The sequence below is a fragment of the Longimicrobium sp. genome (genome assembly GCF_036388275.1).
Classification (GTDB): domain Bacteria; phylum Gemmatimonadota; class Gemmatimonadetes; order Longimicrobiales; family Longimicrobiaceae; genus Longimicrobium.
The window spans coordinates 39410-60993 of the sequence record NZ_DASVSF010000078.1; the positions used below are offsets into that span (position 1 = coordinate 39410).

Consider the following 21584-nt stretch of genomic DNA (forward strand, 5'->3'; position numbering starts at 1 on the left):
GCCATCACAGGGGTTCCGCGCCGGCCACGTACGACCGCAGCCGCGCCAGGTTCATCCGGTCCAGCGTCACCAGGTCCTTGGGATCGTCCGGGTGCTCCTTGGGCGTCTCCAGCACCATGGGAACGCCGGCAAAGCGCGGATCGTTCATCAGGTGGCGGAAGGGCTCGTCTCCCAGCGACCCCTCGCCGATGGCCGCGTGGCGGTCGCGCCGGCTGCCGAACGCCGTCATCGAGTCGTTCAGGTGGAACAGCCGCACGCGATGGAGCCCGATCACGTCCGCCAGCCGTTCCATCACCCCGTAATAATCGTCGCGCAGGTCGTACCCGGCGGCGTACACGTGGCAGGTGTCCACGCACACGCCCACGCGATCCTTCAACCCGGGGGGCACGCGCTCGATCATCTCCGAAAGCTCCTCGAACCGCGAGCCGATCACCCTGCCCGCGCCCGCCGTCGTCTCCAGCAGCACCATCACCGACCCGCCCACCTCCTCCAGCGCCTGTGCCACCAGTTCCGCGTTCTGCGCCAGGCCGCGGGGCAGGTCGCCGTCCGTGGCGTTTCCGGGATGGCTGACCAGCGCGTCCAGCCCCAATTGGCTGGCGCGCCGCAACTCGCCGAGGAACGCCGCGTACGAGCGTTCGCGGAGGATGGGGTCGGCCGTCGCCAGGTTGATCAGGTAGCTGTCGTGCGCGTTGGCGAAGGCCACGCCGTGCTCGATAAGACCGGTGCGGAACGCCTGGCACTCGTCGTCTACCAACTGCACCTCGGCCCAGCGGTTGGGCTGCTTGGTGAACACCTGGATGGCGGAGGCGCCGATGTCGGCGGCGCGGGCGGGGGCGTTGCGGCACCCGCCAGCGGTGGAGACGTGGGCTCCCAGCAGCACGGCGATGTCGTTGCGGGTACGGACCTTCGGCGGATCGGCGCGCCAAGGTAGACGCCTGCAGCGGGGGTGTCAACGCGGCGCGCGCACGCTATCTTGCCGCGGATCGATCGATGACGGGAACACCACGAGGGAGGATGACGATGAAGCGGATGTTGATGTTCGCGGCCCTGGCCGGGGTGGCCGGGTGCTTCCCGAACACCTTCCGCACCGGGCCGGTGCCGGGGACGGATGCCAACCAGGAGATCGCGATTCCGCTCGGCGAAACGCGGACGCTGGACGAGCAGCGGTTCGCCGTTTCCTTCGGCCGCGTGATGGAAGATTCGCGCTGCCCGAGCGGCGCGCAGTGCGTCAGCGCCGGCAACGCGCACCTCGCGCTGGTGCTGCAGGAGCGGGGCGAGGCGACGCGCACGGTGCAGCTGAACACCCACACCGACCCCCGGGTCGTCCGGCACGAGGGCTATCGCGTGGAGGTCGTCGGCCTCGATCCGCTCCCCGCTGCCGGACAGCCGGCGCCGGAGAACTACGTCGTCAGGCTGCGCATCACCCGCGGCTGAACCTCGATCGATACCCCATCGTTTCCTCGGGCGCGAACGGAACCCTTGACCGCCGCGCCCGCGAAACGCATCTGTTTGCGCGTCCCCCCTGAATCCCGCTCATCCGCCCCACCGGAGCATCCATGATGAAGAGCATCGTTGCGATCGCCGTCGGTTTCGTGCTGACCGCCGTGTTGAACATCGGCACCAACGCCGTGCTGGCGAAGGTGGCCCCCGAGCTGATCCCCACCGGCGCACCGGTGAGCGATCCGGCCGCGCTGGTCCTGGTCTGCGCCTACGTGGCGGCGTTCGGGATCCTGGGCTGCTACGTCACCGCCCGCCTCGCTCCGTCGCGCCCCCTGTTCCACGCGCTGGTGCTGGGCGGCATCGCGCTCGCGATGAGCATTCCGATGACGGTGATGGCCTGGAACCACACGCCGGCCTGGTTCAACGTCTACAACCTGCTGGGGGTGATGCCGTACGCGTACATCGGCGGCCGCATCCGCGAGCGGCAGCTGCAGGGGCAGGGCGGGACCCCCGCGCTCGCCTGAGCCGATCTTCCGTGCTCGGATGACGAAGCCGCGGCCCGTTCCGGTCCGCGGCTTCTGGCATGTACCCTGGTTCCACTTGATGCGCTGGTGAATCGATGATGCTGGTCCTGGCGCAGGCCGCGCCCGCCATCCCCCCGTTCCGCGACGCCGCCATCGCGGGGCTGGTGGGGATGTTCACGGCCATCGGCCTGTATCACTTGGTGTTCTACGGGATGCGGCGGCACGCGTCCGAGAACCTGTGGTTCGCCCTGCTCTCGCTGAGCGTGGGGATGCTGGGGCTGTGCTACTCGGCGTCGCTGTTCAGCGCCATCTTTCCCGGGATGACCCGCTTCCGGGGGATGGTGCTGGCCGAGGTCGTGGCCGGCGTCTCCATCGCCCTGTTGATCCGCACGCTCTTCAACGTCCGCTTCCGGTGGTGGGAAACGGCGGCGCTGCTAGCCTTTACGGGATGCGTGCCGGCCGCGCTGATCCTGCCGGCAACCGAGCTGCGGGTGCTGCACTACGGCGTGGACGTGGTGGTGCTGCTGGGCGTGGTGATCCTGGTGAGCCGGGTGGTGATCCTGGCGCGGGGGAACGCGCCGCTCGCACGGCTGGTGCTGGGCGGAATCGCGGTCTTCGGCTTCTGCGTCCTCGCCGACCTGCTGGCGGAGTACGGCGCGCTTCCCTGGGTGCAGCTGGTGCCGGGAGCGCCGGGCGCGTTCTGGGGCGGGTTCCTGCTGCTGATCTTCACCTTCGGCGTCGCCACCGCGCAGCGCTGGACGCTGTCGGAGATGCAGGCCGGCATCGATCCGCTCACCGGGCTGGCCAGCCGGCGGGTGCTGGACGACGAGCTCGCGGCGGAGGTGGAGCGGGTGAAGGCAGGCGGGCGCTCGTGCCTGTTGCTGATCGACCTGGACGGCTTCAAGCGCGTGAACGACGTGCACGGCCACGTGAAGGGCGACGAGGTGCTGCGGTGCGTGGGGCTGCTGCTGCGCCAGCACGCGCGCCCGGGCGACCTCGCGGCGCGGCTGGGGGGCGAGGAGATGGCCGTGCTGCTGCGCGACGTGGACCTGCCCCGCGCCCGTGAGCTCGCGGAGCGTCTTCGCGCCGCGGTGGAGGTGATGACGGTGCCCATCCCGGGCGGCGCGTTGAGCGTCACGGCCAGCGTGGGCGTCGCCGCGGCCACGCCCGGGCACGACAAGACGGCGCTGGTGCACGCGGCCGACAAGGCGCTGTACATGGCCAAGGCGCAGGGCCGCAACCGCGTGATCGCGGCCTGAACCGCGGAGGACGCGGAGAAGAGCAGGGAAATCCTCGGCCGTTCTTCGCCACCTCCGCGCCTCCGCGTGAGACCCGATCCCTCCGGATTCAGTCGACCAGGCGCAGGATGTCTTCGAACAATTCCCGCTGAACCCGTTCGATCATCTCGTCCGTCAGCGAACGCCACAGCTGGCGCCGCTGGTCGCGCCGGCTCTCGTCGCCGAACAGGGCCTGGTCGTCGCGCGAAAGCATCAGCTGGCGCCAGTTGCCCTGGAACACGGGCTCGCGGAACCGCGCCTGGCCTTCCACCTGGAACACGTCGTCCCCCACCGAGCGGCGGTCGCGTACGTCCACGATGTCGTAGCGCACCCGCGCCCACAGCTCGCGCCGGCCGGAGCGAACGGTGTATGCCGTGTCTTCGCCCGTACGCAGGCGGGCCGTGCGCCGCTCGCTGCGGACGTCGCGCTCTTCCGTGCGCGTGCTGTCGACGCTCATCCTCACCACCAGGTCGGCGCCCAGCGCGCGGCCCAGGCTCGCCGCCGCCATCACGCCGCCGCGCGGCCGGCGCACGCCGTCGTCGCGGCGCATCTCCCGGCGCACCTCGCGCGGATCGATCACCTCGATGAACGTCGGAGGCTCGTCCCACGCGCCCGCCTCCAGCTCGTCTTCCACCTCGCGCAGCCAGTCCACCGGAAGCGCATCCTCCACCCCCGTCTCGGACGTCACGGGGAGCACGGCCACGCGCACGGTGCCCTCTTCCAGCGCCCGGGCCTGCAGCTCCAGCAGGTCTTCCGCGCCCGGAAAGTCGCGGCCGAGGGACGCGATGGCCCGGCCGGCGACGTCGTACGCCGCGCGGAAGCGGCCCTGCCCGGCCTCGTGCTCGCTCCACGCCACGTACGTCGCCACCCGCGCCTCGTTCAGCCGCCCGCGCTGCGCCGCCGAAGGCTGCCAGCGGTCCGCGGCGCGGTCCAGCCGCCCCAGCGCGTCGCCGAAGCGGCGGGACGAGGCCAGCTGTGCGCCGCGGTCCACCGCCGCCTCGATCGCCGCATCCAGCACCTGGCGGCGGCGAGACGTGTAGTCGCCCGGCACCGCCAACTGCACGCCCACCCCCGCGGCGTCGCGCCGAAGCCCGTCCAGCCGCAGCAGCACGTCCGCCGCCTGCTCGGCCTCCCCGGCGGAACCCGCGGCGTCGGATTCCGCCAGGTACTGCTCGATCGCCAGCGCGCCGGTCTCGTTCAGGCGCGCACGGGCCTGCGCCAGCGACCCGTCGCGCCGCAGTGCGTCGATGTAGCGCCGCGCGGCCTCGGCGGACTGTCCGCGCTCCTCCAGCTTGGCGCCCTGCTCCAGCCGCTTGGAGGCGGTCATGCACCCGGCAGCGAGCGCCACGGGAACGAGCGCCGCCACCAGGGCCGCGCGCCGATATGGGAATGGGATCTTCATGGTCGGGAAGGTGGGATCGTCGTGGGATCAAAACCGCGCCATCAACCTATTCACCCCCGGGCCCCCCGGCGAGTTCCCAAAAAGAGGACACATTCGGGCGAGGGTTCCGTCCGAGCCGCTGAGCGCCGCTCATCAAGTGGACAGGCTTTACAGATCCGCCTCAGCGCCATTATCGTAGAAACCAGCGGACGACGCGCATCGCAAACACGAACGAACCCGCTTCATGGAACGATCCGAAGACCGCCGGTGGGAGCTTGCGAACGCGCTGACGCACGGGGTGGGCGCCGTGGCGAGCCTGGCTGGCGGCGCCGTGCTGGTCGCCGGCGCCGCCGCGTATGGTGACGTGTGGAAAGTGGTGAGCAGCGCCGTGTTCGCGACCACGCTCGTGCTGCTGTACACCGCGTCGACCCTGTACCACGCCGCCCGCTCCCCCAGGGTACGAGCGCGGCTGCAGGTGTTCGATCACTGCGCCATCTACCTGCTGATCGCGGGCACCTACACGCCCTTTACGCTGCTGGGGCTGCGCGGCGGATGGGGATGGAGCCTGTTCGGCGTGGCGTGGGGGCTGGCCGTGGCGGGCGTGGTGTTCAAGCTCTTCTTCACGGGCCGGTTCCCGCGCGTGTCCACCGCCATCTACCTGGGAATGGGATGGATGGTGGTGGTCGCCGCCGCGCCGATGCTCGAGGCGCTGTCGACGACGACGCTCGCCTGGCTGGTGGCGGGAGGGCTGGCGTACACCGGCGGGACGGCGTTCTACCACAGCCACCGCCCGTACGCCCATGCCGTCTGGCACCTGTTCGTGCTGGCCGGCAGCGTATGCCACTACGTCGCCGTCGCGACGCACGTGCTTCCCGGCACCAGTTGAACGCAGAGCGCCACCCCAGCCGGGCCCCGATCCGCCCGCGAGGAACCTCCTCGCGGGCGGATCTCTTTTCCGCATGTAAAACCCGCCACAGGTGGTACTTCTCGCATCCAACCTTTCACTCTTGACGGAGGATGGGAAATGGCTTTGATTGGGGAGCGTTCCCCGAAACCGCTCGTGTGGATCGGGGCTTCGCGCCGCGAGCTGCAGGGGTTTTCTCCCGAAGGCCGCGAGGCAGCAGGTAAGGAGCTGGACAGGGTACAGCTGGGTCGCGAGCCGCGGGACTGGAAGCCGATGGCAGGCATCGGCGCGGGAGCGAGGGAAATTCGCGTTCGGACGTTCGAAGGCGGGGCGTTGGAACACCGAGTCGTGTACGTCGCCAAGTTCGCGGAAGCGGTGTACGTTCTCCATGCGTTCGAGAAGAAGACGCGGAAAACGCCGCCGCACTACCTGGAACTCGCGGCGAAGCGGTACAAGCAGATGGTCCGGGAACGACGGCACCGGAAGGAGGCGCCATGATCGAGCATATCACACCGGCGGACGGAAACGTGTTTGCGGATCTCGGCTTCCCGCCCGAGGAAGCCGAAACCCTGCTGATTTGTTCGCGGCTCTCGATCGCGATCGAAGACATCATCGACGAACGGGGGCTCACGCGGGCGGCTGCCGCAAAGCTGTTCGGAGTATCCCAGGGCCGCATCGCCGAGATTACGCGAGGCAAGGGCGCGTTCACGATCGACGAGCTGGTCAGGATGCTGGCGCACGCAGGGTTCCGCGTAGACGTCAGCATCCGCCCAATCTCCGCAAACGAGCGCCCGGCGGCCCAGGCCGTGGCAGTGCCCGTCGAGGCAGAGGTCCAGCGCGTGTCCGCCTGACCATCCTCCAACCCCCAACGGCGATGAGACGCTCCGCTCCCGTGCTTCTCGCGGTGGTACTGCCGCTCGCGGCGGGGTGCATCCCGTACTCTACCGGCACCACGGCCGTGCCCACGCCGGTTGGGACGATGGAGCCGAGCATGTCGGCATACTTCATCCCCCGGGGTGTCGAGTACGAGGACGCGGATTCATCAGACTCGCCGCTGTTCGGCGCCGACCTGGAGGCGCGCATCGGGATCGACGAACGATCCGACCTGGGGATCCGGGCCCCCGGGTTCGTGGGCGTGGTCGTGGACTACAAGCGCCGGCTCGACGCGGGGCCCCACGACGGGGCGGCGGTCGCGGCGACGTTCGGCGGCGGCGTCGTAAACCTGGGCGACCACGCCCTGGTGCAGGCCGGCCTGCTCGCTTCGGGACCGCAAAACAGCGGCGCCACGGCGTACGGCGGGGTCAAGGCGATGCAGGTGATTCCGCTGAACGCCGGGGCCGTCTCCGACCAGCCCACCGTCGGCGCGTTCGCCGGTGTGCGCCTGGGCTCTCAGCGGCTGGGGATCAGCCCGGAGATCGGCGTGTTCTACGACCCGTCCGCCCTGGCTCTGCGCCAGTCCAACTGGATCGTAGTCCCCTCGTTCACCTTCCACGGCCAGGAACTGCTGGACCTCTTCTTCGGCGGCACACGGGGCGGGGCCGATCCGTTTCCGCCGCGCCCAGCGCCGGTTCCGCGCCCGCCCGGCGGCCGCTGGCCGTAGGCGAACGCGCAGACGTAAAACAAGGAGGCTCCCGTCGCGCGGGAGCCTCCTCGTCTTCATTCACCGGCTGCGGATCAGGCCGTGGCGGCCGTGGCCATCAGCTCGTCCGCGTTCTCGTCGTTGGGCGCCAGCGTGTCCATGAAGCTGCTGACCGAGAACACCGCGTTCCCCGGCCCCGGCGGGCCGTAGCCCGGGGGCGGCTGCAGGCCGTGCTTTTCCAGCGCCTCGCGGTACGTCTCCAGCAGCCGGATGTGGTATTCCAGCGGCGCACCCTCGGGGTTGTCCTGCCCCAGCGGCGTGGAGGGCTCCGGGCACCAGGTGGTGAACCGCGGCGTGACCCCGCGCGACATGAAGTGGTCGAGCCCCTCGCGCGTGCTGGCGATGGCCTCGTTCACCGTCTGAAAGCCGAACGGGCGCGCCATCTCCACCCCGGCCACGAAGTTGGGGATCACGTAGCGCGCCCCGAACACCTCGGCCGCGTCGAAGATGCGCCGGTGCCACTCTTCGCGGCCCACGTAGCGCTCCTTGCCGGGGCAGATGATCTCGAACAGGCGCTTGTCCCACACCTCGAAGTTGGGGTGGTAGATCTTGATGCCGTAGTCCTTGAAGCGCTGCACGTCTTCCCTGGGCAGCGCCTGGGCCACCACCTTGCCGATCCAGCGCCCGGGAAAGCGCGCCTCGATGGCCTCGGCGTAGCGGCCGTAGAAGTCGGCCTCGGCAAAGCCGTCCACCTTACTCGTCACGCTGCCGCCCGTGAGCGTGTACGCGTGCGAGGTGTGTCCGGTGTCGTACTGGTCGATGATGGCCAGCGCCTCCAGCACCTCGTCGATGGGCTTGATGCCGGTGTACGGGCGCCCCGCCTGCTTGTGCTGCCGCCAGTTGTGGTTGATGTCGCAGTACTGGCACTCTTCCTTGGCGCCGAAGTACTGGCACATCCGGAAGACGGTCAGGTACACGAGATAGCCCCATTGGATGGTGGGGGCGATCTCCATCACCGTCTTGCCGTTGCTCAGCGTGTGCCGGTAGTACTCGGGCATGGGCGGCAGCGCCACGTCGGCGATGGGCGCGCCGTCCATCGACAGGTTCAGCGTGCCGTTCGCGCCGCGCGAAACGCGGTAGGGCGAGTCGGGGTTCACGCGGACGGAAACGATGGTGCGGCGCAGCCCGTACGGCCCGCCGCTGAGCGAAACCTCCTCGGGCGGGCGGCGCCGGGCGGCGTTGCCCAGCTGCGCGAGCGGCTTCTGGTCGAACGAAAAGATGAAATAGCTCTTGGGCTTGACTTCGCCCTCGAGGTTGTCGGTCAGCGCCGAATCGTCGAACGCCATCCCCGTGCGCAGCAGGTCCTCTTTCAGGACCGCCTCGCGCGGAACGTGGGGAAAGCGGGCCATCAGGCCCTCGACGAGCGCCGTGCGGGTTTCCATGGTCTTGGACGCGTCCTTCCCGAATGCGCGAAGGTGAAAGCAGCGCACGAATTTAACACGATCCGGGCCCCTCCCGAAACCCGTCGCCCCGCCCGCCCTCGTCCCCTGCGACACGGCGGACGCTCGGAATGCGAAAGCCCCGGCCGGGCACGACCCGGTCGAGGCCTTCGATTCCCACATCGCACTCCCCACAATGCCGGAATGTCATCCCGACGGAGCGGCCACGGGGAACCCTGAACCTGCACGGCAGACCGCAGCGACCGAGGGATCCGCCACACACCACGCGAATCTCACGATCGCCGACGCGTCTTCGAATCCGATTCGCTCGGCGACGCGTCCGCCTACGCCAGCACCTGCACCAGCCGCTCCGGGTCCGCGTAGGTGTCCAGCCCCAGCCGCAGCTCGTACGCGGGGAGCGACGCAGCTTCCTGCAGAAGCCGCAGCACCCGGGGCGCCGCGCCGCGGTCCGCCAGCAGCCAGGGCGACTGCCTCAGCAGCCGCGCCAGCGCGTCGGGGGCGGGCAGGGCCTCACGGGCCGTAGGCCGGTCGGCCTCCACCCGCGGAAACAGCAGCCCCGCCAGCGGCGCCGTGCGCATCCACCGCCCCGGCCAGCGCTCGCGCGGGTCGGTGGTCCCGCGGCGGTGCAGGGGGGCGCCGGCTTCCCACCCCTCGTCCAGGTGAAAGGGACGGGGCCAGCCTTCCACGCTCAACCCGCCGTCCGCGGCGCGGTATAGCACCACCTGGTCGTCCGACACGTAGCGCCACCCCGCCTGCAGCAGGTTGACGCTGGTGGTGGTCTTTCCCGCGTGCGAATCGCCCACCAGCAGCCACGCGCGCCCATCCGGCCCCACGACGGCCGCCGCGTGGGCCAGCGCGCGCTCCATCCGCCCCAGCAGCAGCGCGGCGGCCAGTGTGGCCGCCGAGAACAGGGTCCACGCGGCCGGGTCGGTGCCAACCGGCTCGGCAACCGGCGGCACCCGCAGCTCGGCGGAGCCCGACGCCAGGTCGACCACGCCGTGGAGGCCCGAGGTGCCGTCCAGCACCGCGCGGTCGCCCTCCAGCCACGCCGCCACGTTCCCCATCCGCAGGGTGGGCGGGGCGGACGAAGGCGCGCCGGCCGAAGACCCGTCGGATGCAAGAACGCGGACCACGGCGCCGGCCGGATCCGCGGGAGTGTCTTCGGGAAGCAGGGGGATCCACAGAGAGGCGGCGCGCAGGAGCTCCGGGTGGACCTCCATCCGAAGCGCGCCGTCGTGCAGCAGCGAGCGGGCGATCACGCCGGGCGCGTCAGCCCTTGATGGAAAAGGCCCGCATGGCGTCGGGCGCGGGGGGCTCGGCGGCGGGGTTGGGCACCACCCAGGCGTGGGCCAGGATCTGTCCGGAGCCCTCGCTCTTGACGCCGATGCGAACCACCGCCGGCACGCCGTATCGGCGCAGCACCAGGCACTCCGCCACACTGCGGTACAGGCAGGTGCGCTTCCACGGAAGGCCGGGAACGCGTGCCAGCACCCCCACCGTCACCAGCGCCGCGCGCACGGCGCCCCGCGGCGGGCGCGCGCCGGGTTCCGCGGCGGGGGGCTCGCGCAGCAGTTCCGTCCACCGGCGGCCCCGCAGCCACACGGGAACGCGCAGCCCCGCCCACACCCCGCTGAGCGCGGCATCGGCCAGCCGCATCACCCCTGCCCGTCGTTGGCGGGAGATACGAGGCGGCGCTCCGCCAGCTCGGCCAGCAGGCCGTCAACGGCCGCGGCCGCGTCGGCGCGCTCCACCTCGAACTGGGCGCACAGGTCGTCCACCAGGGCATCACGGCCCAGTCCGCGCTCCAGGCCCTTGAAGACGGCCGCCGCCGTGGCGTTCAGGCGGTAGTAGTCCTTGGTGTCCATGTGCAGCAGCACCGCCTCCCCTTCCAGGTGGGCGGCCAGCACGTCGTCGGGAACGCGGTATTCCTGTTCGCCGGTCATGGCGTCGTCGGGTGGCGCCGGGCCGGCGGGCCTAGAAGACGCTGCTGCCCGGGTTGTTCACGTCGCCGCTACCGTCGATGGCGGCGCCGGTCGCCAGCGTCAGGTTGGTCAGGCGCGGAAGGGTCTCCACGCGCGGCGCCACCCAGGCCTTGCGGACCGCGGGCGTCTGGACCGGAACGGGCGTGCTCTTGGCGTTCATGGGACTCACCTCGAAGGTGGGTGCGCCGGAAGGGCCGGCACACGGAAATACAGACGAAAACGCCGCGAACGGCGCCTGCGATCAGGCGGCTTGCGCCGCGGGGCGGTACGTCAGGCCCACCAGCGCCGGCCGGGCCTGGTTCTGTCCGGCCGCCGCGTGCCAGGGCGTGCCGGGATACGCGGCGATCCAGTCCATCTTGCCCAGCGAGCGCGCGCAGCGGATGCACGGAAACGCCTCGAAGGGGCCGCCGTCGGGGCGGGGGCGGCTGGCCGTGCGCAGCCGCTCGATCCCCTCCACGTAGCGCGGCCACGCCTGGTCGAAGGGCTCGCGCGCCAGGTCGGCCACCACGTCGGCGTCGTTGAAGCCGTACTCCGAAAGCTGGCAGCAGAGCGAAAGCCGCCCGCGGGCGTCCACGGACAGGCGCCGGCCCGCGAAGGTGTCGCACTGCATCTCTTCGCCGTCGGACGGGGCGCCGTAGTCCAGCCGGATCCGGCACCGCCGCCCGGGCTCCGCGGCCAGCGCCATGATCTCGTCGCGCACGGGCCGCCATTCCCCCGGGGGCAGGTCGCTGTCGCGGGCCGCGCTTCCGGGAACCGGCTGGGGGAGGATGAAGTGCATCCGCACCGCCCCCAGCGACTCGGCCAGGTCCGCCGCCTCGCGCAGCTGATGCCGGTCGCGGCGGTCGACCACGATGGACAGCCCCGCCGGGATCCGGCGGCTGGTCAGCAGCGCCATCGCCAGCATCACCCGCTTGAAGCTGCCGCGCCCCCGCTCCTCGTCGTGCACCGCCTCGTCGGCGCCCGACAGGCTGATGCGCACGAACTCCGGCGGGTGCCGCTCCAGCCCGGGCATCAGCCGCCGCATGTGCCACCCGTTGGTGACCACGCGATACGGAACCCCGCGCGCGTGCAGCCCGGCAATGATGCCCTCCCACTCCGGGTGCAGCGTGGGCTCGCCGCCGGTCATGCTCACCGTCACCGGCCCCAGCATCGTCCGCGCCGCGTCCACCGTGTCGAACAGCAGCCCCGAGGGCAGGTTCTGAACGGTGGTGACGTCGTCGCGGATGCAGTGCGGACAGCGCAGGTTGCAGTGCTCGGTCAGGGCGAAGCCCAGGAGCATTGGTTCTCCGGGAAGCAGGAGAGGCGCGGCCCGGACGCGGAGGTCCCGGCGGTGCGACGGCTGAAACGGCAGGCCCGCGGCGGCTGTGCGCGGGAAAGGCGGAAGCACGGCGGAGGAGCGCCTTTCGCGCCCGCGCCGCACGTGCCGACCCGAAATCCTAATACTGCGCACGGGTTTGCGCAACCTCCCGGGGGCGATCCACGGACGTGAACGACTCCGTGGGGCACCTCGCGGCACGGTGTTGGTACGCAGGGACTGTGCAAAGGACGCCCGCGCGTCCATATTGTTCCCTTTGATGTGCACACCGGCCCTTTGACCGCCGCGCGATGAGCCAGGCAGCACCCGCCGCTTCCACCGCCCCCGATCCGCTGGACCGCGCCCGCGAGGAGCTGGGCCGGTACTGGGGGTACCCGGACTTTCGCCCCGGGCAGGACCAGGCCATCCGCAACATCCTGGCGGGCGGCGACTCGCTGACCATCATGCCCACGGGGGGAGGCAAGTCGCTCTGCTTCCAGGTGCCCGCGCTGCTGCTGCCGGGGGTGACGCTGGTGGTCAGCCCCCTCATCTCCCTGATGAAGGACCAGGTCGACAACCTGGAGGCGGCGGGGGTGCCGGCCACCTTCGTCAACTCCACGCTGGGCCAGGGCGAGATGAACGCCCGGCTCGACGCGGCGCGCCGGGGCGAGGTGAAGCTGCTGTACGTGGCCCCGGAACGCTTCGACGCCGAAGGCTTCCGCCACCGCCTGGCCGACATCCCCGTCTCGCTCCTGGCGGTGGACGAGGCGCACTGCGTCTCCGAATGGGGGCACGACTTCCGCCCGTCGTACCTGCGCCTGGGCGAGGTGCGCACGCTGCTGGGCGGCCCGCCCGTGGCCGCGCTGACCGCCACGGCCACCCCCGAGGTGCGCGACGACATCGTCCGCCAGCTGAAGCTGCGCGAGCCCCGGGTCCTGGTCACCGGCTTCGACCGGCGCAACCTGGTGTGGCACGTGCTGCAGGCCAAGAGCGACTCCGAAAAGGACCGGCTGCTGCTGAAGCTGCTGAAGGGGCGCGACGGATCGGCCATCGTCTACGCCTCTACGCGCAAGGCGGTCGACGCCCTGACGGCGCTGCTGAACGGGGTGGGAACGCGGACGGTGGGGTACCACGCCGGGCTGCCGGACCGCGACCGCAAGCGCATCCAGGAGGAGTTCATGACCGGCAAGGTGCGGGTGGTGGTGGCCACCAACGCCTTCGGCATGGGCATCGACAAGCCCGACGTGCGCATCGTGGTGCACTACAACCTTCCCGGCAACCTCGAGGCGTACTACCAGGAGGCCGGGCGCGCCGGCCGCGACGGGGGCGACAGCGACTGCGTGCTCCTGCACGCCTTCCGCGACAAGTTCACGCACGAGTACTTCATCAACTCGGCGTATCCTCCCCGCAAGTCGGTGGAGGCCGCCATGAAGGCGCTGCGCGAGCGTGCCGACCGCGACGGGCTGTACGACCTGCCCGTGGCCGCGCTGGCGAACACGGTGGCGGCCATCGACGACGAGCGGCAAGCCGCCTCGGCGGTGCGCGTGCTGGAGCAGTTCGGGCTGGTGCGGCAAACGTACGGCAACGGCCCCCGCCCGGTGCGCGTGCGCCTGCTGGCCCGCCCCGATCGCATCTCCCGCGAGCTGGCGGAGCGGCCCGACGAGCTGCAGATGCTGCGCGGCTTGTGGCGCGCCGCGCGCGGCGAGGCCATCTACCGCGGCGTGGAGCTGGACTGGCGGGCGCTGGACGGCGCGGCGGGCGGGCGGAGCCGGGCGGCGCCGCTGCTGGACGCGCTGCAGGACGAGGGCTTCGTCGAATGGCGCCCGCTGACGGGAGAGGGCACCTGGGTGCTGGACCGCGCCACGCCCGTGCACAAGCTGGCGGTGGACTGGCGCGCGCTGGACGAGCGCAAGCGGCGCGAGCTGGGCAAGCTGCGGCAGATGCAGAACTACGCCTACGCCGAAGGATGCCGGCGCGGCTACGTCCTGCGCTACTTCGGCGACCCCGCGGCCATGGACCACTGCGGGGCGTGCGACAACTGCCTGGGGCAGAAGCCCATGGCCTCGGTGGACCCCACGGACGCGGGTGACCGGGCCATGCCGCGCCGGGGCAAGGTGCCGCGGGCCGACCGCGTGCGCGACGCCCTGCTGACGCTGCGCCGCGAGCTGGCGGCCCGGGAAAGCGTGCCCGAGGGGATGGTGTTCAGCGACGCGGTGATCGATGCGCTGGTGGAGGCGCGCCCCCGCCGCCCCGAGGGGCTGCTGAAGGTGGAGGGCGTGGCCCGTCCACTTGCGGAGCGCTACGGCGCGGGCATCCTGCGGGCGATTTCCGGGGCGCTGGACCAGTACCGCGACCGTGGCGGGAAGGGCGACGCCTTCGAGCGCGCCGCGCCGTCCGGGACGGCGCCGGCGGCCCCGCCCAGCGTGGAGCAGCGGCAGCTATACGCGAAGCTGCGGGAACTGCGGACCTCGCTGGCCCGGGAAGAGGAGGTGCCCGCCTTCTGCGTCTTCGCCGACCGCACCCTGGTGGAGATCGCCAGGCGCCATCCGCGCAACGAAACGGAGATGCTGGCGGTGCCCGGAGTCGGGCCGGGAAAGATGCAGAAATACGGCCCGGCGTTTCTCGAAATCCTGCGCGGCGACTGAGCGGCGCTAGTCCGTGGTCCGCGCCGCTCCCCCGGGGCCACCTTTCCCAACCTCCCATTCGCTGCTACATTCCCCCGGTTTAGCACAAGGGTCCGGGCGCGGAATTCCGCGTCCCACAACGACAAACGACTGCATCGCGGGACTGCGGAACCACCCATGGAACGGTACTTCGACGAGAACCACCTGATGATCCGCGACATGGTGCGCGAGTTCGCCCAGAACGAAATCGCGCCCGTCGCGGGCGAGCTGGACCAGGCGTCGGAGTTTCCCTGGGAGAACGTCGCCAAGATGTCGGAGCTGGGGCTGCTGGGCGTGCCCTGGCCCGAGGAGATCGGCGGGGCGGGGATGGACGGCATCGCCTACATGATCGCCATCCACGAGCTCGCCAAGGTCGACGCGTCGCACGCCATCACCATCTCGGCGCACACCACGCTGGGCACCTCGCCCATCATGAACTTCGGGACCGAGGAGCAGAAGCAGCGCTTCGTCCCGCACCTGGCCTCGGGGAAGGTGCTCGGCGGCTTCGGGCTCACCGAGCCGGGGGCGGGCAGCGACGCGGGGGGCACCCAGACCACGGCCGTCAAGGCCGACGGCGGGTGGATCCTGAACGGCAGCAAGATCTTCATCACGCACGCGGGCGTCGGCGAGATCTTCGTGGCCACGGCGGTGACGGACCGCGAGAAGGGTACCAAGGGCATCACCTCGTTCATCGTCACCAAGCCGACCACCGACCTGGAGCGGGCGCGCGAAGTGGGCGTGGGGCACAGCGACGAGCTGGCCTTCATCGAGGGCGTGCGCGCGGGGAAGAAGGAAGACAAGATGGGGTGGCGCGCCTCCGACACCCGCGAGCTGGTCTTCGAGAACGCCTTCGTCCCCGACGAGAACGTGCTGGGCGAGGTGGGGATGGGCTTCATCAACTTCATGAAGACGCTCGACGCCGGACGCATCGGCATCGGGGCGCTTTCGCTGGGCATCGCCGAGGGCGCGTACGAGCAGTCGGTGAAGTACGCGGCCGAGCGGCACCAGTTCGGCAAGCCCATCGCCGAGTTCCAGGGCATCCAGTTCATGCTGGCCGACATGGCGACGGAGATCGAGGCGTCCAAGCACCTCGTCTACCACGCGGCCTGGCTCAAGGAGCAGGGAAAGCCGTACACCCGCGAGGCGTCGATGGCCAAGCTGTTCGCCTCCGAATGCGCCATGCGCACCACCACCAGGGCGGTGCAGATCCACGGCGGATACGGCTACACCAAGGAATACCCGGTGGAGCGCATGATGCGCGACGCCAAGATCTGCGAGATCGGGGAGGGGACCAGCGAAATCCAGCGGATGGTGATCGCCCGGGGCCTTCTCCGCGAGCTCTCCCACTGACCGGCGGGCCGCCGCCGCGGCACCTTCGCGGCGCGGCCCTTTGCAGAGGACCGATGCACATCCACAGGCGGAACGATGGGCGCGCCCGCGCCCTTCGCGGCTCCCCGCCCCCTCGTCCGGGTCTCGCCCGGCCGTGCCTTCGCGCCGCGAGGGCCGCATGAAGCGCGAGATCCTGATCAACGCCACGGCCCGCGAAACGCGAGTCGCCATCCTCGAGGACGACGTCCTGGTGGAGCTGATGGTGGACCGTCCGGACGCGGCGCGCATGGTGGGCGACGTATACAAGGGGCGGGTCGAGGCCGTGCTTCCCGGCATCCAGGCCGCGTTCGTCGACATCGGCACCGAGAAGGCGGCGTTCCTTCACGTGTCCGACGTGGCGCTCGAGGACGACGACGAGGCCGAGGACGAAGAGGCGGGGGGCGACGAGGCAGCGGCTGACGAGGGCGACGGCGACGGCGCCTCCGGCGGCAACGGCGGGGGTGGCCGGCGCTCGCGCAAGTACCCGCCCATCCAGGACATCCTGAAGAAGGGGCAGGACCTGGTGGTGCAGGTGAGCAAGGAGCCCATCAGCACCAAGGGCCCGCGCGTCACCGCGCACATCTCGCTTCCCGGCCGCTTCCTGGTGTACATGCCCGGCTCGTCGCACGTGGGCGTGTCGCGCAAGATCGAGGACCGCGAGGAGCGCGCCCGGCTGCGCGCGCTGGCCAAGGAGATCCTTCCCGAAAAGTCGGGCGGGATCATCGTGCGCACCGTGGGCGAGGAGCTGACGCGCGAAACCTTTCAGCGCGACCTGCAGACCCTGATGGGCACCTGGGCGCAGATCAAGAAGAAGGCGAACAAGTCGCGCGGGCCCACGGCCATCCACCGCGAGGCCAAGCTCACGGCGGGGATCATCCGCGACCTGTTCTCGCAGAAGGTCGACTCGCTGACGGTGGACACGAAGATCGCCTTCGACGAGATCCGCGCCTACCTGGAGCAGGTGGACCCGTCGCTGGTGGAGCGCGTGCACCTGTACGACGACCCCAAGCCCCTCTTCGACGCGTACGACCTGGAGCGCGAGATCCGCGACGCCTTCCAGCGGCGGGTGAACCTGCCTTCCGGCGGCTACATCATCGTGGAGCCCACCGAGGCGCTGGTCAGCATCGACGTCAACACGGGGCGGTACACGGGAAAGAAGGACCCCGAAAAGACCATCCTGAAGACCAACGTCGATGCCGCGCGCGAGATCGCGCGGCAGCTGAGGCTGCGCGACGTGGGCGGCATCATCGTCTGCGACTTCATCGACATGGAGTCCAAGGCCAACCGCGAGAAGGTGCTGCAGGAGCTGCGGCAGTGCCTTTCCCGCGACCGGGCGCGCACCAAGGCGTTCCAGGTGAGCGAGCTGGGGCTGATCGAGATGACGCGCCAGCGGGTGCGCCCCTCGCTGTACCACACGCAGACGGCGGCCTGCCCCACCTGCGCCGGCACGGGGCGGATCTTTACCCCCGAGACGGTGGTGCGCCGGATCGAGCGAGCCATCCGCCGCGCCGCCGCCGAGGGCAAGGAGCGCCAGCTGACGGTGCGGGTTCACCCCGAGGTCGCGCTCTTCGTGCTGGAGCAGGAGCCACGCTTTCTGCGCACGCTCGAAGGCTCGCTGAAGATGACGCTGGCCATGCGCGACGACCCCCTGCTGCACCCGGACGAGATCAAGCTGATGGCCACGGCGACCCAGCAGGACGTGTCGCAGCGCTTCAACCTGGGCTAAGCGCAGGCCGCGCAGGCAGGTAGCGCCCGGGGGCATTCCGCCTCCGGGCGCGCGCCGTTAGATTCGTCATCGTGCCGCCGCCCGCCCCCCGGGCCGCGGCGCGTGCGTTCCCCAGCCCGGCCGCTCCCGTTCCGTGCGGCTGGCCCGACCCTTCCTCGCGAGGTTCTCCGTGGCACTCACGTTCATCCGCCGCTTTTCGCCGCGCCCGCTGGGCGCGGCCGTGGCCCTGCTGCTGGCCGCGGGGTGCAAGGACGGCACCGGCCCCGATCCCGAGGTGCCCCTCAAGCCCACCTTCACCGTTCCGGCCGACGCGCTGGCCGCGCTGGACTGCACCGCCAACGTGGCGGGCGCGAGCGTTTCCTGCACCCCGGTGTCGGGCGCGGCGGCGCACGTGCAGTTCTCCGCCGCCAACGTCACCTCGTCCGGAGGCGTCTTCGGCTTCGACGCGGCGGTGAAGAACCTGCTCGTCTTCAAGCTGGGCACCGCGGGCGGCGCCCCCGCCGAGGGCATCCAGGTGTATCTGGCCGCGGGCCCCACGGCGTCGGCGGGCACCGGCGCGGTGGACGCGCGCAACGGCCAGGCGCGCACGGTGGAGGGCAAGCAGCAGGCGTTCTTCCAGTACGGCCAGGTGCTCGCCCTGAACGAGACGGCGTCACAGCGCTGGGAGTTCACCGTGGCGAACAAGGTGACGGCGTTCACCTTCCGGGTGTACGTGCAGGCCGCGAAGATGCCCGTGGTATTGTTCGACCGCGTGGTGGCCGGCAACCGCGACCTGTACCGGGTGGCCCTCGACGGCAGCGACCTGGTTCGCCTGACGACCCACGTCGCCGAGGACATGAACCCCACCTCCGGCGGCGGCACGGTGGTGTTCACCAGCTTCCGCAACGGCAACGCCGAGCTGTATTCCATGCCGCTCGTGGGCGGGGCCGAGACGCGGCTGACCACCACGGCGGCGTTCGAGACGGAGCCCGCGCTGAACCGCGAGGGAACGCGCCTGGCCTACTCCTACGACGCCAGCGGCGTTTCTAAGGTGTTCGTGGCCGCTGCCAACGGCACCGGCGCCACGCGGGCCGCCGCGAACAGCTTCGGTTTCGGCGGGGCGCCCGAGGCGTCGCCGGCCTGGTTTCCCGGGGCGGACCGCCTGGCCCTGGTGGGAACGCCCAACGGGACCGCCGACGTGTTCGACCTGGCGGCGCCGGGGGCCATGCCCTCGCTGATTCGCGGCGGCGAAAGCGCCGAGGTCACGCCCGCGTTCAGCCCCGACGGAAAGTTCCTTTCCTACTCGTCGAACGCGCCGGGCAACGCCGAGCTGTTCGTGCTGACCCTGGCCGGCGGCGCCGTCACCCGGCTGACCGACCGCGCGGGAAGCGACGCGTCGGGCACCTGGACGCCTGACGGCCGCATCGTGTACCTGGCCTACACCGCCACGGGCAACGAGCTGCGCTGGGTGAACCCCGCCGGGGGCGCGAGCGGGCTGATCCTGAGCGGCGGCGCCAGCGCCACGCCGGTGTTGCGGCCCTTCGCGGTGCCGTTCTGACCCGCCGCGGGCCGGGGAGTCCCGGCCCGCCACGCCTTGACACCCGGGGTGTTTGGGGCGATATTGCTCGTCTTGTGTTGTTTTTTGGAGAACGGGCCAAGTCCGTGCAACGGGGTTCCAACGACATGTACGCCATCATCCGCACCGGCGGCAAGCAGTTCCGTGCCGAGCCGGGCAAGACGCTTCGCATTCCCTCCGTCGCCATCGAGCCGGGCGAAAGCCTTCGCTTCAACGACGTGCTCCTGGGCGCCGACGGCGACTCGATCAAGATCGGCGCGCCGGGCGTGAGCGGTGCGTCGGTGACGGCCGAGGTCGTACGGCACGGCAAGGGCGAGAAGATCATCATCTTCAAGCACAAGCGGCGCAAGAACTACCGGCGCAAGCAGGGGCACCGGCAGAAGTTCACTGAGGTTCGCGTCAACGAGATCAACCTCGGCTAACAGGAGAGAGCAGCCATGGCACATAAGAAGGGCGGCGGCTCGACCCGCAACGGGCGCGACTCGAACGCGCAGCGGCTGGGGGTCAAGCGCTTCGGTGGCGAGAAGGTTCTCGCCGGCAACATCCTGGTCCGCCAGCGCGGCACCCGCTTCCATCCGGGCGCCAACGTGGGCATCGGCAGCGACGACACGCTGTTCGCGCTCGTCGACGGCCAGGTGCAGTTCGTCCGCAAGGACAAGAAGCGTAAGTCGGTGGCGGTGCTCCCCTTTGCGGCGGAGCCCGTGGAAGCCGTCGTGGAGCTCGAGGCCGGCGACTGACGCCCGGCTTCGCCGCACGCAGGGTACGGGAACCGCCCCGGCAGTGATGCCGGGGCGGTTCTTCATTTCCCGCGTCGCGACGGCGCGCACGTCCGCATCGGACGCGATCGTCCCCGCACCTCGCGCGCGGGCGAGGTTCGTGCATGGGCGGGGGCGGTTTCGGCAGGATGGCTCTGCCTCCGGATCACCCGTCGCTCCAAGAACGCATGACCGCGCAGCCCTCGCCCTGGCCCCCGACGTCCAGCGCCGACTTTCCCCGCATCGGCAGCCTCCCCGCGTACGTGTTCGCGGCGATCAACGCCGAAAAGCTGGAGCGCATCGCCGCGGGCCACGACGTCATCGACCTGGGGATGGGCAACCCCGACCTGGGCACCCCCGGCCACATCGTGGACGAGCTGGTGGAGCACGCGCGCAAGCCCAAGCACCACCGCTACAGCGCCTCGCGCGGCATCTACGGCCTGCGCGATGGCATGGCCGAGCACTACGCGCGGCGGTACGGCGTGACGGTGGATCCGGAGACGGAGGTGGTGGTCACCATCGGCGCCAAGGAGGGGATCGCCCACCTGATGCTGGCCCTGCTGGGCGACGGGGACACGGTGATCGTTCCCTCGCCGGCGTACCCCATCCACCGCTACTCGGTGCTGTTCGCCGGCGGGCGCGTGCACGGGCTGCCGCTGGTGGCCGGGGCGGACGGGTTCGTGGATGGCGACGCGCTGCTGGCCGGCGTGGAGGAGGCCTGCCGCACCGTAACGCCCGCGCCCAGGCTGCTGGTGCTTTCGTTCCCCAACAACCCCACCACGCTGCAGGCGCCGCCCGGGTTCTTCGAGAACGCCGTGGAGGTGTGCCGCCGCAACCGGCTGCTGCTGGTGCACGACTTTGCCTACGCCGACTTCGGCTTCGGCGCCGAGGCGCCCAGCCTGCTGGCGGTTCCGGGGGCGAAGGAGATCGGCGTGGAGTTCTTTTCCATGTCCAAGTCGTACTGCATGGCCGGATGGCGGGTGGGGTTCTGCGTGGGGAACCCGGCCATGGTGGGGGCGCTGACACGGATCAAGAGCTACCTGGACTACGGCATCTTCGAGCCCATCCAGATCGCCGCCGCCCACGCGTTGCGCGCGGGGCAGGAGTGCGTGGCCGAAACGCGCGAGGTATACCGGCGCCGCGCCGACGCCCTGGTCGGCGGGCTGAACGCCGCCGGCTGGCCGGTGCCCACGCCCGCGGCCACCATGTTCGTGTGGTCGCCCATCCCCGACGCGTTCAGGGAGATGGGCTCCATCGAGTTCGCCCGCCTGCTGCTGCGAGAGGCGGGCGTGGTGGTGTCGCCGGGGCTGGGCTTTGGGCCCGAGGGGGAGGGGCACGTGCGCTTCGCCCTGATCGAGCCCGAGTCGCGCCTGGCCCAGGCGGCCGAGCGCATCGGGGCGGTGCTGGGGCGGGCCGCGCCGGGATGACGGGCACGGGGCGGCTGGCCCGCCACGGCGAATTCCTGTAAACAGACACAGTTCTTTCGGCGTGGGCGGCGCCGTGCGCCTCCGGGGCGGCGGCGCTACCCGCGCGCCATGCCATGTCGCTGGTGCGCTTACTCTTGACGCAGGTTCCCCGATGTGAGACATTAGGAAGTCTCAGTGGACCCCTTCGTGGGACCACCTGACGCGCTATGGGCCTTTCGGTCCCGCGCGCGCTCTTCTGACTACCCCCCT

The 21584-nt window shown here is 70.8% G+C and carries 22 protein-coding genes; 14 read left to right on the forward strand and 8 right to left on the reverse strand.

All coding sequences use genetic code 11. The features are described 5' to 3' along the window. Nucleotides 1-4: 4 nt before the first annotated feature. Entirely contained in the window at nt 5-880 is an 876-nt protein-coding gene (locus tag VF632_RS16270) for a deoxyribonuclease IV (RefSeq protein WP_331023977.1), read from the reverse strand. A 140-nt stretch (nt 881-1020) separates the two neighbouring features. Between VF632_RS16270 and VF632_RS16275 the strand changes: the two genes are divergently transcribed. The 3 genes from VF632_RS16275 to VF632_RS16285 all read left to right on the forward strand — a co-directional run bounded on the left by VF632_RS16275 (nt 1021) and on the right by VF632_RS16285 (nt 3223). Then, nucleotides 1021-1434 carry a hypothetical protein gene (locus VF632_RS16275; RefSeq protein ID WP_331023978.1) on the forward strand — a complete coding sequence of 138 codons (414 nt, stop codon included), beginning with the start codon at nt 1021-1023 and terminating at the stop codon, nt 1432-1434. 122 nt (nt 1435-1556) lie between these two features. Continuing rightward, entirely contained in the window at nt 1557-1964 is a 408-nt protein-coding gene (locus VF632_RS16280) for a hypothetical protein (RefSeq protein ID WP_331023979.1), read from the forward strand. Nucleotides 1965-2059: 95 nt separating this feature from the next. Continuing rightward, complete coding sequence (locus tag VF632_RS16285; protein WP_331023980.1) at nt 2060-3223, forward strand: GGDEF domain-containing protein; 1164 nt, start codon at nt 2060-2062, stop codon at nt 3221-3223. Nucleotides 3224-3311: 88 nt separating this feature from the next. Here VF632_RS16285 and VF632_RS16290 read toward each other — a convergent pair whose 3' ends face one another. Further along, a complete protein-coding gene (locus tag VF632_RS16290) occupies nt 3312-4643 on the reverse strand; it encodes a hypothetical protein (protein WP_331023981.1) in 1332 nt (443 codons plus the stop codon). A gap of 223 nt (nt 4644-4866) precedes the next feature. Here VF632_RS16290 and trhA point away from each other — a divergent pair, with 223 nt between their 5' ends. The 4 genes from trhA (at nt 4867) to VF632_RS16310 (ending at nt 7126) form a co-directional block, all read left to right on the forward strand. Beyond that, on the forward strand, nt 4867-5508 hold the full coding sequence (trhA, locus tag VF632_RS16295) for a PAQR family membrane homeostasis protein TrhA (protein ID WP_331023982.1): 642 nt from the start codon (nt 4867-4869) through the stop codon (nt 5506-5508). Nucleotides 5509-5646: 138 nt separating this feature from the next. Continuing rightward, nucleotides 5647-6024 carry a type II toxin-antitoxin system RelE/ParE family toxin gene (locus VF632_RS16300; RefSeq protein WP_331023983.1) on the forward strand — a complete coding sequence of 126 codons (378 nt, stop codon included), beginning with the start codon at nt 5647-5649 and terminating at the stop codon, nt 6022-6024. After that, nucleotides 6021-6377 (forward strand): helix-turn-helix domain-containing protein, encoded by a 357-nt coding sequence (locus tag VF632_RS16305; protein WP_331023984.1) that lies wholly within the window; start codon nt 6021-6023, stop codon nt 6375-6377. Before VF632_RS16300 ends, VF632_RS16305 begins: the two co-directional genes overlap by 4 nt. A gap of 23 nt (nt 6378-6400) precedes the next feature. Then, entirely contained in the window at nt 6401-7126 is a 726-nt protein-coding gene (locus tag VF632_RS16310; RefSeq protein ID WP_331023985.1) for a hypothetical protein, read from the forward strand. A gap of 74 nt (nt 7127-7200) precedes the next feature. Here the strand turns inward: VF632_RS16310 and VF632_RS16315 are convergent, their stop codons facing one another. The 6 genes from VF632_RS16315 to VF632_RS16340 form a co-directional block, all read right to left on the reverse strand. Further along, on the reverse strand, nt 7201-8547 hold the full coding sequence (locus VF632_RS16315) for a radical SAM protein (RefSeq protein ID WP_331023986.1): 1347 nt from the start codon (nt 8545-8547) through the stop codon (nt 7201-7203). Nucleotides 8548-8888: 341 nt separating this feature from the next. Next, entirely contained in the window at nt 8889-9824 is a 936-nt protein-coding gene (locus VF632_RS16320) for a hypothetical protein (protein WP_331023987.1), read from the reverse strand. A gap of 10 nt (nt 9825-9834) precedes the next feature. Beyond that, nucleotides 9835-10221, reverse strand: a complete 387-nt coding sequence (locus VF632_RS16325) for a lasso peptide biosynthesis B2 protein (protein ID WP_331023988.1) — start codon at nt 10219-10221, stop codon at nt 9835-9837. Continuing rightward, a complete protein-coding gene (locus tag VF632_RS16330) occupies nt 10221-10508 on the reverse strand; it encodes a PqqD family protein (RefSeq protein ID WP_331023989.1) in 288 nt (95 codons plus the stop codon). Before VF632_RS16330 ends, VF632_RS16325 begins: the two co-directional genes overlap by 1 nt. Before the next feature lie 31 nt (nt 10509-10539). After that, nucleotides 10540-10707, reverse strand: a complete 168-nt coding sequence (locus tag VF632_RS16335; protein WP_331023990.1) for a hypothetical protein — start codon at nt 10705-10707, stop codon at nt 10540-10542. A gap of 81 nt (nt 10708-10788) precedes the next feature. Further along, nucleotides 10789-11826: a radical SAM protein gene (locus tag VF632_RS16340; RefSeq protein ID WP_331023991.1), complete on the reverse strand. Its 1038-nt coding sequence runs from the start codon at nt 11824-11826 to the stop codon at nt 10789-10791. A gap of 326 nt (nt 11827-12152) precedes the next feature. Here VF632_RS16340 and VF632_RS16345 point away from each other — a divergent pair, with 326 nt between their 5' ends. The 7 genes from VF632_RS16345 to VF632_RS16375 all read left to right on the forward strand — a co-directional run bounded on the left by VF632_RS16345 (nt 12153) and on the right by VF632_RS16375 (nt 21335). Continuing rightward, complete coding sequence (locus VF632_RS16345; RefSeq protein WP_331023992.1) at nt 12153-14486, forward strand: RecQ family ATP-dependent DNA helicase; 2334 nt, start codon at nt 12153-12155, stop codon at nt 14484-14486. A 156-nt stretch (nt 14487-14642) separates the two neighbouring features. Continuing rightward, on the forward strand, nt 14643-15854 hold the full coding sequence (locus VF632_RS16350; protein WP_331023993.1) for an acyl-CoA dehydrogenase: 1212 nt from the start codon (nt 14643-14645) through the stop codon (nt 15852-15854). A 157-nt stretch (nt 15855-16011) separates the two neighbouring features. Further along, nucleotides 16012-17598 carry an Rne/Rng family ribonuclease gene (locus VF632_RS16355; protein ID WP_331023994.1) on the forward strand — a complete coding sequence of 529 codons (1587 nt, stop codon included), beginning with the start codon at nt 16012-16014 and terminating at the stop codon, nt 17596-17598. A gap of 169 nt (nt 17599-17767) precedes the next feature. Beyond that, the gene (locus tag VF632_RS16360; protein ID WP_331023995.1) at nt 17768-19135 is read left to right on the forward strand and encodes a hypothetical protein; all 1368 of its coding nucleotides are present in this window, start codon (nt 17768-17770) and stop codon (nt 19133-19135) included. A gap of 125 nt (nt 19136-19260) precedes the next feature. Continuing rightward, entirely contained in the window at nt 19261-19575 is a 315-nt protein-coding gene (gene rplU / locus VF632_RS16365) for a 50S ribosomal protein L21 (protein ID WP_331023996.1), read from the forward strand. 15 nt (nt 19576-19590) lie between these two features. Then, a complete protein-coding gene (rpmA, locus tag VF632_RS16370; protein ID WP_331023997.1) occupies nt 19591-19890 on the forward strand; it encodes a 50S ribosomal protein L27 in 300 nt (99 codons plus the stop codon). A gap of 206 nt (nt 19891-20096) precedes the next feature. After that, the gene (locus VF632_RS16375; RefSeq protein ID WP_331023998.1) at nt 20097-21335 is read left to right on the forward strand and encodes an aminotransferase class I/II-fold pyridoxal phosphate-dependent enzyme; all 1239 of its coding nucleotides are present in this window, start codon (nt 20097-20099) and stop codon (nt 21333-21335) included. Nucleotides 21336-21584: the final 249 nt, after the last annotated feature.

What these genes read in the sequence shown, in the direction of transcription:
- VF632_RS16355 (WP_331023994.1), top strand. Translation starts at nt 16,012, where the DNA reads ATGAAGCGCGAGATCCTGATCAACGCCACGGCCCGCGAAACGCGAGTC.
- VF632_RS16345 (WP_331023992.1), top strand. Translation starts at nt 12,153, where the DNA reads ATGAGCCAGGCAGCACCCGCCGCTTCCACCGCCCCCGATCCGCTGGAC.
- VF632_RS16305 (WP_331023984.1), top strand. Translation starts at nt 6,021, where the DNA reads ATGATCGAGCATATCACACCGGCGGACGGAAACGTGTTTGCGGATCTC.
- VF632_RS16375 (WP_331023998.1), top strand. Translation starts at nt 20,097, where the DNA reads ATGACCGCGCAGCCCTCGCCCTGGCCCCCGACGTCCAGCGCCGACTTT.
- VF632_RS16335 (WP_331023990.1), bottom strand. Translation starts at nt 10,707, where the DNA reads ATGAACGCCAAGAGCACGCCCGTTCCGGTCCAGACGCCCGCGGTCCGC.
- VF632_RS16285 (WP_331023980.1), top strand. Translation starts at nt 2,060, where the DNA reads ATGATGCTGGTCCTGGCGCAGGCCGCGCCCGCCATCCCCCCGTTCCGC.
- VF632_RS16315 (WP_331023986.1), bottom strand. Translation starts at nt 8,547, where the DNA reads ATGGAAACCCGCACGGCGCTCGTCGAGGGCCTGATGGCCCGCTTTCCC.
- VF632_RS16350 (WP_331023993.1), top strand. Translation starts at nt 14,643, where the DNA reads ATGGAACGGTACTTCGACGAGAACCACCTGATGATCCGCGACATGGTG.
- trhA (WP_331023982.1), top strand. Translation starts at nt 4,867, where the DNA reads ATGGAACGATCCGAAGACCGCCGGTGGGAGCTTGCGAACGCGCTGACG.
- VF632_RS16310 (WP_331023985.1), top strand. Translation starts at nt 6,401, where the DNA reads ATGAGACGCTCCGCTCCCGTGCTTCTCGCGGTGGTACTGCCGCTCGCG.
- VF632_RS16300 (WP_331023983.1), top strand. Translation starts at nt 5,647, where the DNA reads ATGGCTTTGATTGGGGAGCGTTCCCCGAAACCGCTCGTGTGGATCGGG.
- VF632_RS16330 (WP_331023989.1), bottom strand. Translation starts at nt 10,508, where the DNA reads ATGACCGGCGAACAGGAATACCGCGTTCCCGACGACGTGCTGGCCGCC.
- VF632_RS16325 (WP_331023988.1), bottom strand. Translation starts at nt 10,221, where the DNA reads ATGCGGCTGGCCGATGCCGCGCTCAGCGGGGTGTGGGCGGGGCTGCGC.
- rplU (WP_331023996.1), top strand. Translation starts at nt 19,261, where the DNA reads ATGTACGCCATCATCCGCACCGGCGGCAAGCAGTTCCGTGCCGAGCCG.
- rpmA (WP_331023997.1), top strand. Translation starts at nt 19,591, where the DNA reads ATGGCACATAAGAAGGGCGGCGGCTCGACCCGCAACGGGCGCGACTCG.
- VF632_RS16275 (WP_331023978.1), top strand. Translation starts at nt 1,021, where the DNA reads ATGAAGCGGATGTTGATGTTCGCGGCCCTGGCCGGGGTGGCCGGGTGC.
- VF632_RS16280 (WP_331023979.1), top strand. Translation starts at nt 1,557, where the DNA reads ATGATGAAGAGCATCGTTGCGATCGCCGTCGGTTTCGTGCTGACCGCC.
- VF632_RS16340 (WP_331023991.1), bottom strand. Translation starts at nt 11,826, where the DNA reads ATGCTCCTGGGCTTCGCCCTGACCGAGCACTGCAACCTGCGCTGTCCG.
- VF632_RS16290 (WP_331023981.1), bottom strand. Translation starts at nt 4,643, where the DNA reads ATGAAGATCCCATTCCCATATCGGCGCGCGGCCCTGGTGGCGGCGCTC.